The organism is Synechocystis sp. LKSZ1 (genome assembly GCF_040436315.1).
In the GTDB taxonomy this organism is placed as follows: domain Bacteria; phylum Cyanobacteriota; class Cyanobacteriia; order Cyanobacteriales; family Microcystaceae; genus Synechocystis.
This window is the reverse complement of sequence record NZ_AP031572.1, coordinates 581617-597198: the sequence shown is the minus strand read 5'-3', so window position 1 is coordinate 597198 and position 15582 is coordinate 581617. Positions and strand designations below refer to the sequence as shown.

Genomic DNA, 15582 nt, shown 5'->3' with positions numbered 1-15582 from the left:
CTAATAATGATCACCTCAAAAAGGCTCAATTACCTTTTATTATTTTTCATTGGTTTATTCATTTTATTGGGGATTTACGGCCTGCACTCAAGCCAGTCTACTCCAAGGGAATGGCGTCATCAAAAAGATCTCCAACTTCCTTTGATAGAAGAGACATTTCAGCTCAGTTCTGAGGAGCTTAAATCTCCATCAATCTTGCCCATTAAATTAATGGTTAATATTGAAAATATTTACCATCCTTCCCTCAAAGATAAAACCTACTTTGCCGGGGGATATTTTTGGTTAGAATGGCCCCAAGCCGTTCAAGATTTAGTGGCAAAAAATAAGATTGATCGCCTTAATTTAATTCAATTTGCGAATCAAATTGAACCCTGGAACTCCAGTATTGAAATTGCCACTACCAACGTCGAAGCTCTTGGTAATCAACGCTATCGCCAAAAATATCGATTTTCAGGACAATTTTATGTCAATGAGCTTGACTTTCATCACTCTCCCTTTAATCAATTAATCCTACCTTTTGTTTTAGAAGAAAGCTCAGCTCTACAATCATTGATGGATAATAATGTCGTCCTAATTCCCTTTGATGATCAATCAGAATTGCTGGGTGAAAGTTCAACCATCAATGGCTATCAACTGTTGGGAGCCACTATTAAACCTGTTATTAAACGAACAAAATCTAAACTCCTTCAGGAGAAATTTAATCAAAAAAGTCAAGTAGTCGTCCAAGTCTTTTATCAAACGAATGCCCTTGCATCTTTTGTGAAATGGATTGTTCCCATTGTTATTGTAATGATGATTGTTCTCATTGCCCCTAGTTTAGATGTCAGCTTAGGGGAGACTCGCTTAGCAATTCCACCCACGGCTTTACTAACCTTGATTTTTATGCAGCAAGCCTATCGAGAAAGCTTGCCTTTGACCTCTTATTTAACATTTTTAGATGAGTTATACACCCATAGTTATTTAGTTTCAATGATCGTCTTTTTCTTTTTTGTTTGGGGGATAAATATTCTAGAAACTGATAAGAAAGTCTTTAAAGCACACACGATTAATCGTATCGTGATAGGTGGCAAACTTATTCAAATCTTGTCTTTGTTAGGTTATCTATTTATTGTAATACGGTTCATTATTTCCTAGTTATCAGGGAAAAAGCTTAGAGGTGGTCACTAGCCAAATAAGGTCTATGTCAGCCAGATTCAATGCATTTACACTATTTGGGCGGGTCTATTCCGGCGATTATGTCTCTCCTCACTTCCCAACCCCTTTCTAGGAAGCCAAGCGTTTAGAATATCAAAGAACCTTTGCCGCTATCACCTTGCGAACCATGACTGAACCGCGTTCACGTATCTGCATTCTCGGTGGCGGGTTTGGTGGCCTCTATACAGCCCTCCGCCTGAGCCAACTTCCCTGGGAACCGGTCTCTGTACCGGAAATTACCCTGATTGACCGCCAAGACCGTTTTCTCTTTGCGCCGTTTCTCTACGAACTGATGAGCGATGAGATGCAAACGTGGGAAATTGCTCCTCCCTTTACGGAACTGTTGGCGGGAACCAATATAAAGTTTGTGCAAGGGGAAGTGACCCGGATTGATATTCCTCAAAAACAAGTTGAACTGCAAGACGCATCGGCAATGGGCTACGACTACCTGGTCATTGCCCTCGGGGGCCAAATGCCCGTGCCAAATATCCCTGGAATTAAAGACTATGCCCTGGGCTTCCGTACTCTAGGGGATGCCTATCGAGTTAAGGAAAGATTGCGCCAGTTGGAACAATCCCTCGCTGAAAAAATCCGGATTGCGGTGGTGGGCGGTGGCTACAGTGGAGTGGAACTGGCCTGTAAGTTGAGTGACCGTCTGGGAGAACGGGGCCGGATTCGTTTAATCGAACGGAGTAGCACAATCCTGGGTACTTCCCCAGAGTCCAATCGTCTGGCGGCCCAAGCGGCCTTATCCGAGAAAGGTGTTTGGTTGGATCTCGAAACAGAGGTGTGTCAGCTTGAAGCCCAGGCCCTGACCCTGCGCTACAAGGGCCAAGAAGATCGCATTCCCGTGGATTTAGTACTGTGGACGGTGGGAACCCAGGTTTCTGAGCTGATCCAGGCCCTGCCTCTGCCCCACAACAGCCAGGGCCGATTGACGACTAATACCTGCCTCCAGGTGATGGACTTTCCCCATCTCTTTGCCCTCGGTGATGCGGCCGATTGTCGAGATGCGACGGGCCAAGGCGTTCCTGCCACGGCCCAGGTGGCCTTCCAGCAGGCGGACTACTGCGCTTGGAATCTTTGGGCCTTAATGACCCAGCGTCCCCTCTTGCCCTTCCGCTACCAGGCCCTGGGGGAAATGTTATCGTTGGGAACTGATACGGCCACCCTGAGTGGTCTGGGTCTCCAACTGTCGGGCCCTGCCGCTGTCATTGCCCGTCGTTTGGTCTATCTCTACCGTTTTCCCACCTGGCAACACCAACTCACCGTTGGACTGAATTGGTTAACTCAGCCCCTGTTCAAACTGCTCCAGACCTAGATTTTTGATTCCCTTCTTGACTCCTCATCCATGATTATTACTGACCTAAACGACCTCCTCAGCGCCCCCGAGGCGACGGCCCCGCCCCGAGTCATTTTTTTTGATGCCATGGGCACCCTATTTGGCCTACGGCAAACCGTGGGGGAAATCTATGGGGCCATTGCAGCCCGCCATGGGGTAACGGTGGAGCCATCGGCCCTGACCACAGCTTTTTTTGAAACTTTTCGTAGTGCGCCCCCCCTAGCCTTTGGGGAGGCGAATGCAGAAAAATTAGCCCGCTTAGAATTTCAGTGGTGGTATCGGTTGGCCGCCCAAGCCTTTATCCAAGTGGGTCTGTTGTCCCAGTTCGCTAACTTTGAGACTTTTTTCCAGGAACTGTACAACCATTTTGCCACTACTGCCCCCTGGATTCTCTATCCTGATGTCTTGCCGACTCTCCAGTATTGGCAAGCTCGGGGCGTGACCCTGAGTGTGATTTCTAATTTTGACAGCCGACTGGAGCAAATCCTGCGCCTACTGGGCTTAGATAGCTACTTTACGACCATTCTCTACTCCTCCCGCTGTGCCGTGGCCAAACCCCATCGTCAGATCTTTTACCAGGCCCTGGCCCTGCACGAAACAGAAGCGATCCAGGCCTGGCATATCGGCGATAGCCCCCAGGAGGACTACTACGGTGCCCAGACCGCAGGATTGAAAGCTTTTTTGCTAGAACGAGCCCCAGCCTAAATTCTAGGACAATAGTAGCAAAGATGGCGGTTTATCTTGACCTGATTGCGCTAACCTTGGGAATGAGTGAGACCATCATTTAAAGACAGAGCGAGAAAAATAATGAGTAATGCAACCCTTTTCTCCGAGCCGCCCCTACCCACGGACTCCATGGTGTGGGATAGTCTCAAGCAAGCTATTGCTGCCAGTTCTGGTTTCAAATGTTGGCAAGAAGACCAAGTGGAAGACTCGGATGCCACCGTTCAGGCCCTGGATCATCAAGTGAGACATTACCTGCGCCAAACCCTGGAAACCCTGGCCTACTAGCCATAACAAGACTTACGCAATCGTGATTTCGACTCCTCGCTCAATTTTACGGGGAGTTTAGTTTTTTGGGCATAATGATAGGGTCATTGGTCACTGAGGAAATGTCTCCGTGGGTATTGAAGCCAATCCCGTGAATTTTTCTGAAAGCCTAGAGCCCTTCCTCATTGTGCTTTCAGTTTCCCTAAGCGTTGCAACCCTCTCCCGCACCGTTCCCCTGCTCCGTAAGATTCCCTATACCCTGCTGTTGGTGATGGTGGGCATGGGCCTGGCCTTTATCGACGTACGCTTGGTCAATCTATCGCCGGAACTGATCCTAGAAATTTTTTTACCGCCTCTGCTCTTTGAAGCGGCCTGGAATTTATCCTGGCGGAAGCTCAAGGCCAATTGGTTTGCCATTACCCTCTTGGCTATTATCGGGGTCATTATCTCCGTCCTAGGCATTTCCTTAGCCCTCAACTATTTCAACGGTATGGCCCTGCCCATTGCCTTGCTGGTAGGAGCGGCCCTCTCCGCAACCGACCCGGTCTCGGTGGTGGCCCTGTTTAAGGAACTCGGGGCCAGTAAAAAACTAACGACCTTGATGGAGGGGGAAAGCCTTTTCAATGATGGCGTGGCCGTGGTGGCCTTTTTATTGTTGGTGGGCATTCCCCTGGGCACGGAAACCTTCTCCCTGTCAGGAACCGTGGCCCATTTCTTTACCTTTGTGGGTATTGGGGTTGGTATTGGCCTAGCCATTGGGTTTAGCCTATCTCTACTGACTCAACGCTTTGATTTACCCTTTGTGGAGCAGTCCTTGACCCTGGTAGCGGCCTACGGGGCCTATCTCCTGGCGGAGGAACTCGGTGGCTCAGGGGTGATTTCAGTCGTGGTAGTAGGCATTGTGCTGGGTAACTACGGCTCACGCATTGGCATGAATCCCCGCACACGGCTGATTGTCAGTATTTTTTGGGAATTTGTGGCTTTTTTCGTCAATTCCATTATCTTTTTGCTGATTGGCGATCAAATTCGTTTTGCCAACTTGGCGAGTCATCTTCCCTTAATCGGCGTGGCTATTCTCGCAATGGTACTGACCCGTTTGGTGAGTGTCTTCGGCCTAAGCACCCTGGGGAATTGGTTGGCCCAGAGTAATATCCGTTGGCAAGAACAAACGGTTCTCTGGTGGGGCGGTTTACGGGGCTCGGTGTCCATTGCCTTGGCCCTAAGCGTGCCCCAGAGTATCGCCTTTCGCCAAGAATTGATTGATATTGTCTTTGGGGTGGTGTTGTTTACCCTGCTGGTACAAGGCCTAACGATGCAATTCGTGCTCAAATCCCTAGACTTGATCGGAGACCAACCCCTGCGGCAGGAATACGCGGAACTGGTGTCTCGGCAACTGGCCCTGATGCGGGTACTGGCCAAACTGGAACAAAAGGATAATTTTCCCGAAATTGATGCGGAACTGTTCCGTTACAAGCAGGAACTGGTGGAGGGCCAACTAGCCAGTGTGAAAGATAAACTCCAGGCCCTTATGCAAAGCCACCCTCAACTCAAAGAGGTAGCGGCCAAAAAGTTCGACACCCAACTGCTGGATATCGAAGCCGAAACTTACGCTGAGCTGATTCGAGAAGGACGTCTGGATGAAAATCTGGCCCCGGTGCTGATTACCCTGGTGACGGAACCAGACCCCAGTTAGCGCGAGAAGCTTGAATGGCAGATGTCCCGGCCTGGAGCCAGTGGAGCGTCCGATGGATGGCCCACCACGGGTCGGGATCTCCCCACTCTGCTTGACAGGGCCGACTGCTGATGTAGCCCACATGGCCCCCGTATTGGGTAAGGGCCAGGTCTAGGGCGGGATTGCCTTGCGCGATAGCTTGCAGTTCCGGGATCAGGGTCGGGTCAAAAAGGGGGTCATCGGCGGCGTAAAGAATCAGGGTAGGCTTATGGAGTTGGGGCAACAAGGTCAGAGCGCTACTGGCTTGGTAGTAGTCCGGCACCGACGCAAACCCCAGGCGGCCGATCACCAACTCCTGGTCAAAGCTCCAGATGCTATTGGCCCGTTCAATGGCCACCGGATTAAAGGCCTGGGGATGGTACTGATAAAGCTGGTGGGCCAACTGCTTGAGATTTTGGGTAATGCGCTGTTCCAAGAAACGCCCAATGGGATGGGCCATGAGATAACGCAGGGAACGTTCCGACTCCAGGCTGGGACAGAGGGCTACCCCACCGGCAATCTCTTCACTTTGGATCGCTAGTTGCGGCCCCCAATCCTGCACCGATTGAGATTTGTAGATCCCCCACAGGGCCAATTGGCCCCCCAGGGAATAGCCTGCTAACCAGAAAGGGGCCGGACACCCCAAGGCCTTGGCCTGGGCCGCTAGGTGGACAAAATCCTCGCCCTCGTAGAGGCCATCAGAGGTCAGGGTCGGCGACAATGGAGCCGTCTTACCATGGCCCCGCCAGTCAAATAACAGAACCGCATAGCCTTGGCGGTAGGCCTGCTGGCCTAGCAGACGTAAAAACCATTGATTCTCTAGGTCTCCCGTAATGCCGTAGGTGGCAATCAGGGTTCCCTTGGGTCGGGCCGGTCGGGCCAACCAAGTAAACAGCGGCACACCGCCGGCCCCGAACAAAACCTGAGCTTCGTAGAGCGGTTCTCCTAGGGCCAATTGCTGAAAGCCCTGACGTTGAGCCCCGAGGGCCGTGTAGAGGGTCATTGCCAGGCCTGAACGCAGGAACCAAGGTGGTTTAAACGATAAAGACATGGCGCGTTAGGACTTAGAAGCACTCGGTTGGGGCGGCCGTTGTTTCTTTTGTTGTTGTTGAATATAGACCCGGACTTCCTTTTCGACCTTGGTTGCATCTAGGGGTTGGAACTTAACCAGTGGTTTACTTTCCCCAGCTATTGGACTGGTCTGGTCAAATAATTTCTGGACAGGGTTAGTTGCGGGTTGAGCCACGCCCTGGAGGGCCTTGTCCCCCAAGTGGAAGGTAATCCAGGCACTAATTCCCATACCGCTTAGGGTGGCAAACAATAATAGTAAAGGCAATTTAGGCATGGTTTTGGTATCGACTCCCATCGGTTAGGGCTCCACTCGTAATCGTTGCGTTACCCAAGTCATGCCTTCCGGGCTGACCAGTACGGCCGATAACCACTGGGGTGCCGCTTGGCTCGGGGCTTTGCCACGTTTGAAGAGGCCCCCCGCTTGGAGCAGTTCTAGGTTAATCGGAGCGGGGCGGGTGTAATTGGTTGGTGTAATTCCCTGGGCAAAGGCGACACCCGCCAAGAGATTATCCCCGGTAGGTTCCTGTAAAATGACATCGAAATCGTATTCCTGGCCAGGTTTAACTTGCTGGGGTAAGCGGATTTCGACTTCCGGCGGTTTGGCCCCTGCCGTTAAACTGATTTTTTCCGACAGAATCTTCTGACGTACTAATTTTTCCCCAGCAAAAGTTTGTTCGGATTCGATGACACTACGAAATTTAGCCGGTTGGCCTTGCCATTCAGTACTAGCTTCGATATTAGTTTGAGTTTGGGCAATCCATTGCTGGTCCTCTTGACGCCAGGATTGAATTTGCGTTTGGTACTGAATATTAGGGTACTGTTTCCATAGGGATTGCAAAGCCTGTTCAAAAGCCGCAAAATTCAGGCCATCGACCGTACTGAAATTATCACTGTAGAGAGATTTGAGGAGGGCCAGGTCATGACGATTAGCTACGGTATCAAACTTCGTCACCAGGCCCTGGAGTTGGGACGGAACCGGTTCCGCCGCCTGGAGTTGGCGAGGCTGGCCTAGCCAGGCCCCTCCAGCTCCCAAAAGGAACGCTAATAACCAGGACAGGGGGCGATGCCCAGAAGGGCGAGACAAGGAAGAAAATGACAGCATTACTGAGGAAAGCCTACCGGAAGGAAGCATCAGGAAAATTGCTCGGAGAAGCTCCGTACAAGATATATTAACTCTCGGCCCTTACCAACTGACATGCGACTGCAAAAATTATGACTGAGCCGACTCGCCTACTGATTGCCGCCAGTGGTACCGGGGGCCATTTATTTCCGGCCTTGGCCCTGGCCCAGCAGTTGCCCGATTACCAGATCGAATGGCTCGGCGTTCCTAACCGCTTGGAACAAACCCTGGTGCCACAGGACTATCCCCTGCATACCATTACCGTCACGGGTTTCCAGGGGAAACCCAGTCTGAAAACCCTTAAAATTCTGGGCCAATTGATTGGTGCGATCTTCCAGGTGCGTCGTCTGCTCCAGGAGCGTCGCATTGATGTGGTGTGTAGCACTGGTGGCTATATTGCCGGGCCCACGATTTTGGCCGCCAAAAGTTTGGGCATTCCCGTCATTCTCCACGAATCCAATTTTATTCCGGGGAAAGTCACCTACTGGCTGGGGCGCTGGTGCCATTGTGTGGCCATTGGCTTTGCAGGCACGGCAAAATATCTGCCTAAAATAACGACCCACTGGGTGGGGACTCCTGTCCGAGAACCCTTTCGCTCTCCCCAGCCCCTAGACCTGCCCATTTCCCCAGAGCGTTGTTTAATCGTAGTGGCGGGAGGCTCCCAAGGGGCCCTGCCCCTGAATCAACGGGTGCGGCCCTGTATTCCGGCTTGGGTGGCCGCTGGGGCCGAAATTATCCACTTGACCGGCCAGAACGATCCAGAAGCCGAAACCTTTCAGCATCCCCATTACCAGGCCCTGCCTTTCTACGACAACATGGCCGGTCTCCTGCAACGGGCCGATCTAGCCATTAGCCGAGCCGGAGCCGGAACCTTAACGGAATTGGCTATTACCCAAACCCCGGCAATCCTCATTCCCTATCCCTTTGCCGCCGAAGACCACCAAAGTTATAATGCGCGCGTCTTTGCAGAGGCCGGGGCCGCCGAGGTTTATCCCCAGCGAGAACTCACCAGCGACCAATTAGAACAGCAAGTATTGGCATTACTCCAGAACCCCGACCAACGCCGGGCCATGGCCGAAGCCAGTCGTCGTTTAGCCATCGTTGATAGTGCCGAGCAGTTGGCCGTTTTAGTCAGGGCCAGTCTTAACTGAGGCGTTTTTCCAGGTATTGGCCAATCATTTGCTCTTCGCCAGCTCGGGAAATAATCGTTTGCCGTGTGCGGTACTGTTGGCTGATCAATTTGAGTTCCTCCTCAAATACCGAACCACCGTACTCACTGCGCAGGGTCATGGTTTGAGCATTGGAAAAGTTATAGAGGGCCATAATCGGCTTGGGAGTGGCAAAGCCCCGGTCTCGGTACAAGAGATTACCCCGCACTCCAAACAGGGTTTCGCCTTTACCCGGCTTGCGGGTCTGTCCTGGATAGCTACTGCGCCAACTGACATGGGTGCCGCAGACAAAGGGCCGGGAGTCCTCTAAGCCGTGCAATTTGGCTAAATGTTCTAATTCTGGACAATCGGGCAGCAAAAACCGCACCTGGATTTCACTTTCCACCTCTTGGGTTTCAATGGTGGGATTGAGGGTGTAGTAACGGCGTTGGGAATGCCACTGGCCAGCACTCTGCTGAAAAAAAGAGGTGGCCAGGGTTTCCAAGGATGAAGCAGTCAGCACGGGGGACGTCATAGGGATAGGTAGTTAAAGCACAACAAGAAAACAGCGTCAACAAAACTTAAAGTAATGTTACATCACGGTCTGTCGCCACGGCTACTTTCCCTGCTTTACAGTCAGTGACTATTTAAAAAATCTCTGACGACGGCAACAATGGCTTGGGGCTGTTCCCAATGGAGGTTGTGGCCCGCTTGTTGAAAGCAATGGAACTGGCCCTGGGGAATCAAGTCCAGCATTTTCCGGTTTAGCTGACAGAATTTTGGATCCTGTTCTCCGGCTAAAAGCAGGACGGGCATCGGCAACATAGCCAAGTCAGGCCAACGACTGGGTTGATTCCCAAGGCCAAGGTAACGCAGGGATTGGATCAGGGCCTGGGGCCGATTGTCTAAGCGTTGTTGGAACAGGGCTGGGAATTCAGGATGACTCCGCAGAGATTGAAAAAGGGCTTGAGCGTACCAGTTTTTTAAAAATTGCTCGAAGGGCCGACTTTGGAGTTGTTCTATCCAGGCCTGGTCTTGCTGTCGGCGCTGCTGACGTTCTGCTTCCGTGGTTAAGCCCGGTGAGGTGGATTCTAAAATAACCCGCGCAAAATAATGGGGATAGGTGAGGGCCAAGTACAGGGCCAAACGGCCCCCCAGGGAGTAACCCCACAGATGCCAGGGGGGCCGGGCCAGGGTGGGAAGCCATTGGATCAGGCCTTGGGCTGTGGCCTGCCAACTATATTGATCTAGATCGCCCACTACTTGCGTCTGGCCATGGCCGGGTAAATCCACTGCCATGCAGTAGAAATCCTGCTTTAATTCAGCAATGACAGCGGCAAAATCCCGGTGATCCCCCAGAAAGCCATGGAGCAACAGTAGGGGAGGAGCCTTCTGGTTGCCGCAGGTTTCAGCGTAGAAATGGATGGCCACTGCTAGGCTTGTTTAGCGGCCGTAATCCAATTTTTAAGAGTCGCCACGACTTCCGCTAAGGGTAACAATTGGGCCTCTTTATTGGCCCGCGTCACCACTTCTACTCGGCCCTCCTTCAGGGATTTGCCGGTCACAATGCGGTAGGGAATACCCAACAGATCCGCATCCTTAAATTTCACTCCGGCCCGTTCATTGCGGTCGTCCAACAACACCTCAATACCCGCCGTCTGTAACTCTTGGTAGAGGGTTTCCGCGGCCTGGACTTGCTCCGTATCACTGATATTAGGAATACACACGATGACTTCGTAGGGGGCAATAGCCACGGGCCAGATAATGCCATCTTTGTCGTAGCTTTGTTCAACGGCGGACTGGGCCAGACGGGAAACGCCAATGCCATAGCAACCCATCACCAAGGGCACTTCTTCCCCAGCTTCGTTGGTGTAGGTGGCCCCCAGGGCCTGGGAATATTTGGTGCCTAATTGGAAAATATGGCCCGCTTCGATCCCTCTAGCGGTTTTAAGGGTCTGCTGGGGATCATGAATCGCCTGATCGCCAACTTGAGCAGTCCGCACATCCACAATCCGGGTAGGTTGCGGGAAGTCTTGCCCCCAGTTAGCCCCCAGTAGATGCTGGCCGGGTTCGTTGGCCCCGGTGACAAAATGCTTGAGATCCACAGCCGTTTGATCTACTAGGCGCAGAAATTCAGACTGTGGTTTGCTTCCCTCCAATCGAATAAGCTCAACGAATATGTCATAGTAACGATTTTTGTACTTCTCAGCGTAGTTTTTAATCTCTTGCCATGTCCATAGTCCTTTGCTGGCAGGACTCAGATTCTCAATCAGATCTTTAATAAAGTCTTTGCTAGTCCGGTTAATTAACTCATTTCGTAAATCATTTTCTGTCCATGCTAAACGAATCTTATCAATATAGTCATCGCTGAGATCTGGGCCCAGATAGCCCAGCGGTAAAAGTCGAGCAGTCAACTTATCCAGGTTAGCTTCATCGGGAATCGTCAGGGCCAGGATGGTTTTTGCTTGGTAGTTGGCGGCTAATTTGGTTAATTCGTTGGTGAGTTTCACCTCATTGACCGCTTGATCACCCCGGATACTCACTAGCACCAGCACCGTTTTACCATTATCAAAAACAGCGGTGTAGAGGACATTTTTGACAATACAAGTGGGCGAACAATCTAGAAAACGGGCCAGACTGTCAATGGTGTTGCAGTTAGGGGTGGCGCGTTTTTCCAGTTTTGGAAAGGGAGAAGCCACTGCCTCGGCGGGCCGGGAAACCGCTTTTTCGACGTTGGCGGCGTATTGCCCATCCTCGGTATAGAGCACTTCGTCTTCGCCGGCATCGGCCAGCACCATAAATTCCTGGGAACCCGATCCGCCAATGGCCCCGGAGTCGGCATCGACGGCCCGGAAGGCAAGGCCACAGCGGCTCAGAATGCGGCGATAGGCCTGATCCATAGCGGCGTAGGTTTGTTTCAAGCTCGCTTCATCGGCATGGAAGGAGTAAGCATCCTTCATAATGAATTCCCGGCCCCGCATCAAGCCAAAACGCGGGCGAATTTCATCCCGAAATTTCGTTTGAATCTGGTAGAGGTTGACGGGGAGTTGCCGATAGGAGCGGATCATATCCTTGGCAATGGCAGTGATCACTTCTTCATGGGTCGGCCCCAGGCCCAGTTCCCGTTCTTGGCGGTCAGTGAGGGCAAACATAATCCCCTCCGCTTGGGTGTAGGTGTCCCAGCGCCCCGACTCCCGCCAGAGTTCCGAGGGTTGCAGTTGGGGCAATAGACATTCCTGGGCCCCCGTAGCATTCATTTCTTCCCGGACAATCTGGGAAACCTTTTGCAAAACCCGCCACATCAGCGGTAAATAAGCATAAATCCCACTCCCGATGCGCCGAATGTAGCCCGCCCGCAACAGCAGTTTATGGCTAGGAATTTCGGCATCCGCCGGGTCATCCCGCAACGTGACCAAGAGCATCTGAGTGAGTCGCATAGCTGATTTCCTTGCAAGCATTGCCGGATTATTATCCCGCGAAAGCCGTGTCAACTCAAGGCCGGAAAGTCTTAAGGTGCGCAAAGTCGGGCCCCTCGCTATACTTAAAGCCAAATTGGGTTCAAAACCGATGGGGACGAGCCTAAACCGTTTTCCTTTCCCTCAAACAATGGGAGGAATGGCCCGTTCCCCCAGCTCCCAGCAGACTTTTCACAAGATTTATTGATCTTTCTAGAGATGTTATGACCAGCCATTCAATGCTCGAAAACCGAGACTACACCCTCATGATCGACAAAAGCAGTAGCATGGCCACTGCCGATAGTCCGGGGGGAAAAACCCGTTGGGAATTGGCCCAGGAATCTACCCTGGCCCTGGCCCAAAAGTGTGAAGAAATTGACCCCGATGGCATCACGGTTTATCTTTTTTCCGGTCGCTTTCGACGCTACGACAATGTCACCGCAGATAAGATCAGCCAGATCTATCGCCTCAATGAACCCATGGGTAAAACTGACCTGGCTAGTGCTCTCAAGGATGCTCTAGACAACTACTTCCAGCGCAAGATTAATAACCAGACGAAGGCTAACGGCGAAACGTTTTTGATTATTACCGATGGGGAACCCAGCGACCGCAAAGCGGTCATTCGGTTGATCCTCGAGGCCAGTAATGCCATTGACCGAGATGAAGAGCTGGCCATTTCCCTAATTCAAGTAGGCCGCGATAAACAGGCCACGGCCTTTTTCCAGGCCCTGGATGACCAACTCCAGGCCGCTGGGGCCAAATTCGATATTGTAGACACGATCACCATGGAGGATATGCAGGGAATGAGTCTGGGGGATGTTCTGCTTAAGGCCATTACGGACTAGACTCGTGGCCTAAGCCATAGCGGGCAACCGGGCCAGCCTGTAGAAAATCCGTCATTTCGGCAAGGGATAGCACGTGGCTAAACCAATAGCCCTGCATCTCCTCACAACCTAATTGGTAAAGCAGACGAGCCTGGGCCTCACTTTCCACTCCTTCGGCCACGATCTTGAGTTGGAAGCCCTGGCCGAGGGTGAGCATGGCCTGAATAATGGCCGTATCTTCGGGGGTATGGAGTAAATCCCGGACAAAGGCCTGGTCAATTTTGAGGGTATTAAAGGGAAAACTCTTAAGGTAAGCCAGGGAAGAATAGCCCGTGCCAAAGTCGTCCATAGACAGGTGAATCCCCGCCGCCCGAAAGGCATCCAGCGTAATCTTGGCCGCTGCGACGTTGTGCATCACCACACTTTCCGTTACCTCCAATTCTAAGTACTGGGGATCTAGATTCACCTCTTCGAGAACTCGCAAAACCATGGGCAAGAGATCGGGCTCCTGGAACTGCCGAGGGGAGAGATTGATACTAATGCGAAAATTGGGGTCGAGATGACATTGCCACTGGAGATAATGCTGACAGGCCTTGCGAATCACCCATTCACCTAGGGGAATAATTAGGCCACTTTCCTCCAGAACAGGAATGAATTTGGCCGGAGAGACTAAACCTTGCTCAGGGTGTTGCCAACGCAAGAGGGCCTCCACCCCGGAGACTTGCCCCGTACGGACATTAATCTGGGGTTGGTAATAGAGCAGAAACTCTTCCCGCTCCAGGGCCTGGTGCAGGGCGTGCTCTAGTTGAATCCGCGTAAATTGATGGGAGGTCATCGAGGCCTCATAGAAAGCGTAGCGGCGACCGCTGAGGCTTTTAACATCATTGAGGGCGGCATTGGCGTTCATCAACAGGGCCTCGGCATTATCACCATCCTGGGGATAGCAGGCGATGCCAATGTGACCTTGCAGATAGAGAGGGTTATTGGCGATCAAGAAAGGACGTTTCAAGGCCCCCAGGATGCGTTCCACCACGGTTTCCACCTCGCCTCGGTCGGGACAGGAGGTTAAGAGCAAGGCAAACTCATCCCCCTGCCAACGACACAGGAGATCCCCCACTCGGATATAGGCCCCCAGGCGTTCTGTCACAAAACAGAGCACCTCGTCGGCGATGGTATGGCCGAGGGTATCGTTCAGAGATTGAAAATCCCGAAAGCCTAGAAAAATTACCGCTAAAAAATCCCGTTCTTTTTCTCGTTTGCGGATTGCCGCGCCGAGTTCTTGCTTAAACAGAAAACGATTGGGCAAGTCCGTTAGGGGATCGTAAAAGGCCTGGTAGTTGAGGGACTGCTCCACCACTTTGCGCTCAGTGATGTCGAAAATATAACTGCGGATAAACTGGCTTTCGGGCAAGTAGTGGATATGTTGCTCGTAGAACTTGTCTTTGATCTTAATTTCGCGAACCTGAATCGAATAGTCCTTGGTTTCTGTGGCCTGAGGTAAAAGATGCTTGAGAATGGGGTGTTCGGTCTTGAGGTCGTAGAGGGTTTCAAAACGTTGGAGTGCTGCGTTGTTGGCATAAGTAATTTCACCGAAATAATCCGTTTCCACCATGGGATAGGGACTGTATTCAATGATTGAGGCCAGTTTTTTGAGGGTTTCCTGGGGTAGGTCGCCTAGGTCATTAACCTTCGCAAAGGTGACTTCCCATTGTTCCTGGGGCAAACGCAGGGCCCCCTCAGGCTCGGTATCCAAGAAATAGCGCTGGGGTTGACTGGGACTGGTATCCTCGTCCGGGAGCGTCACCAAGACCTGATAGAACAGTTTGATCTCTTCGGTGAGGGCAATCACATCCCCATGCTGAAGCTCATACTCTAAATAAGACTCCCCATTAATCCATAATCCATTACGACTTCGATTTCCCTCTAGGTCTCCGTCGATGATGTGGAAGGAGGTCTCTCCCATGGCCCCAATTTTTTTGAGGAGAGTGGCTTGTTTGCGGGAAATTTGGGGAGAGGGGATAACGATGGTATTACTGGGGTGTCTGCCGATGGAATAGCAAGCATTTTGTAGACGAATAACCTGTTTGAAGGATGGTGAATCGATAACCAGGCGATGCAACATGGCAGAGGCGGCGAGCAGGACAAGTCAGGAAAGTACAAAGATAATAGTGTCTAACAAAACAACTCTAGCGTTGTTATTCTGGCGCGAATTGAGCTATTGGTTGAGGAGAATCTGTTCTAAAATTATCCTAACAATCTGGTTTTTCGTCATCCCCCTGCCACCTTGGTAAGACCACAATGCTCTCAAAAAAAGGTATAAGGCTCTCCCCTTACTGAGGTAACGCCTTTACCAGAAAGCGGATAGCTCAGGGGTTAAGCAACCATTAAGTATCAAAAATGGAAATATTGGGTATGTCTGAAGCAAGCAACAGCTCATGCTCGAACCAAGCGACGGCTAAGAAACCCTAAAAGACAAATTCTGCTAACTTTAAGATCACATTTTCTCTATTTTTAAGCCTTTACCTTAATCTTAGGTTAAGGGAAGACACCGGTCTCATTATGTATACATGGTATATAAGAACGAGTTTAATGAATCGTTCCGACAGGATGCAGTGAAAATTTATGATAACAAAATGATCAATTCTTAACAAAATCGGGATTGTTATCTTTCTTGAAGAAATATAAAAAAATGTAGCGGGATTTCATACTACGTTTTGTTACAGAGAA

At 51.1% G+C, this 15582-nt stretch carries 14 protein-coding genes; 7 read left to right on the top strand and 7 right to left on the bottom strand.

The window, feature by feature from the left end; genetic code table 11:
* Window positions 1–6: 6 nt before the first annotated feature.
* The 5 genes from ABXS88_RS02880 (at window position 7) to ABXS88_RS02860 (ending at window position 5219) form a co-directional block, all read left to right on the top strand.
* Complete coding sequence (locus ABXS88_RS02880; protein ID WP_353673687.1) at window positions 7–1134, top strand: hypothetical protein; 1128 nt, start codon at window positions 7–9, stop codon at window positions 1132–1134.
* Between the two features lie 187 nt (window positions 1135–1321).
* Window positions 1322–2515 (top strand): NAD(P)/FAD-dependent oxidoreductase, encoded by a 1194-nt coding sequence (locus ABXS88_RS02875; protein WP_353673686.1) that lies wholly within the window; start codon window positions 1322–1324, stop codon window positions 2513–2515.
* A gap of 30 nt (window positions 2516–2545) precedes the next feature.
* Window positions 2546–3241 (top strand): HAD-IA family hydrolase, encoded by a 696-nt coding sequence (locus tag ABXS88_RS02870; RefSeq protein WP_353673685.1) that lies wholly within the window; start codon window positions 2546–2548, stop codon window positions 3239–3241.
* Window positions 3242–3343: 102 nt separating this feature from the next.
* The gene (locus ABXS88_RS02865) at window positions 3344–3547 is read left to right on the top strand and encodes a hypothetical protein (protein ID WP_353673684.1); all 204 of its coding nucleotides are present in this window, start codon (window positions 3344–3346) and stop codon (window positions 3545–3547) included.
* Between the two features lie 109 nt (window positions 3548–3656).
* Window positions 3657–5219, top strand: coding sequence for a Na+/H+ antiporter (locus ABXS88_RS02860; protein WP_353673683.1), 1563 nt, complete (start codon window positions 3657–3659; stop codon window positions 5217–5219).
* Here ABXS88_RS02860 and ABXS88_RS02855 read toward each other — a convergent pair.
* From ABXS88_RS02855 to ABXS88_RS02845, 3 genes are read right to left on the bottom strand one after another with little or no spacing between them, the layout of a single operon-like run.
* On the bottom strand, window positions 5188–6288 hold the full coding sequence (locus ABXS88_RS02855; RefSeq protein ID WP_353673682.1) for an alpha/beta fold hydrolase: 1101 nt from the start codon (window positions 6286–6288) through the stop codon (window positions 5188–5190). The two genes, ABXS88_RS02860 and ABXS88_RS02855, sit on opposite strands and share 32 nt — an antisense overlap.
* Window positions 6289–6294: 6 nt before the next feature.
* Window positions 6295–6603 carry a hypothetical protein gene (locus tag ABXS88_RS02850; protein WP_353673681.1) on the bottom strand — a complete coding sequence of 103 codons (309 nt, stop codon included), beginning with the start codon at window positions 6601–6603 and terminating at the stop codon, window positions 6295–6297.
* Window positions 6604–6606: 3 nt separating this feature from the next.
* Complete coding sequence (locus ABXS88_RS02845; RefSeq protein ID WP_353673680.1) at window positions 6607–7392, bottom strand: hypothetical protein; 786 nt, start codon at window positions 7390–7392, stop codon at window positions 6607–6609.
* A gap of 128 nt (window positions 7393–7520) precedes the next feature.
* On the opposite strand from ABXS88_RS02845, the gene murG reads away from it, so the two are divergent.
* On the top strand, window positions 7521–8579 hold the full coding sequence (gene murG, locus ABXS88_RS02840) for an undecaprenyldiphospho-muramoylpentapeptide beta-N-acetylglucosaminyltransferase (protein ID WP_353673679.1): 1059 nt from the start codon (window positions 7521–7523) through the stop codon (window positions 8577–8579).
* Here the strand turns inward: murG and ABXS88_RS02835 are convergent.
* The 3 genes from ABXS88_RS02835 to proS form a co-directional block, all read right to left on the bottom strand.
* A complete protein-coding gene (locus ABXS88_RS02835; RefSeq protein WP_353673678.1) occupies window positions 8572–9111 on the bottom strand; it encodes a phycobiliprotein lyase in 540 nt (179 codons plus the stop codon). The genes murG and ABXS88_RS02835 overlap by 8 nt on opposite strands.
* A gap of 101 nt (window positions 9112–9212) precedes the next feature.
* Complete coding sequence (menH, locus tag ABXS88_RS02830) at window positions 9213–10007, bottom strand: 2-succinyl-6-hydroxy-2,4-cyclohexadiene-1-carboxylate synthase (RefSeq protein WP_353673677.1); 795 nt, start codon at window positions 10005–10007, stop codon at window positions 9213–9215.
* A gap of 2 nt (window positions 10008–10009) precedes the next feature.
* Window positions 10010–12013: a proline--tRNA ligase gene (gene proS / locus ABXS88_RS02825; RefSeq protein ID WP_353673676.1), complete on the bottom strand. Its 2004-nt coding sequence runs from the start codon at window positions 12011–12013 to the stop codon at window positions 10010–10012.
* Window positions 12014–12255: 242 nt separating this feature from the next.
* On the opposite strand from proS, the gene ABXS88_RS02820 reads away from it, so the two are divergent.
* Complete coding sequence (locus ABXS88_RS02820; protein ID WP_353673675.1) at window positions 12256–12876, top strand: VWA domain-containing protein; 621 nt, start codon at window positions 12256–12258, stop codon at window positions 12874–12876.
* Here ABXS88_RS02820 and ABXS88_RS02815 read toward each other — a convergent pair.
* Entirely contained in the window at window positions 12866–14977 is a 2112-nt protein-coding gene (locus tag ABXS88_RS02815) for an EAL domain-containing protein (protein WP_353673674.1), read from the bottom strand. The genes ABXS88_RS02820 and ABXS88_RS02815 overlap by 11 nt on opposite strands.
* Between the last annotated feature and the right edge of the window lie 605 nt (window positions 14978–15582).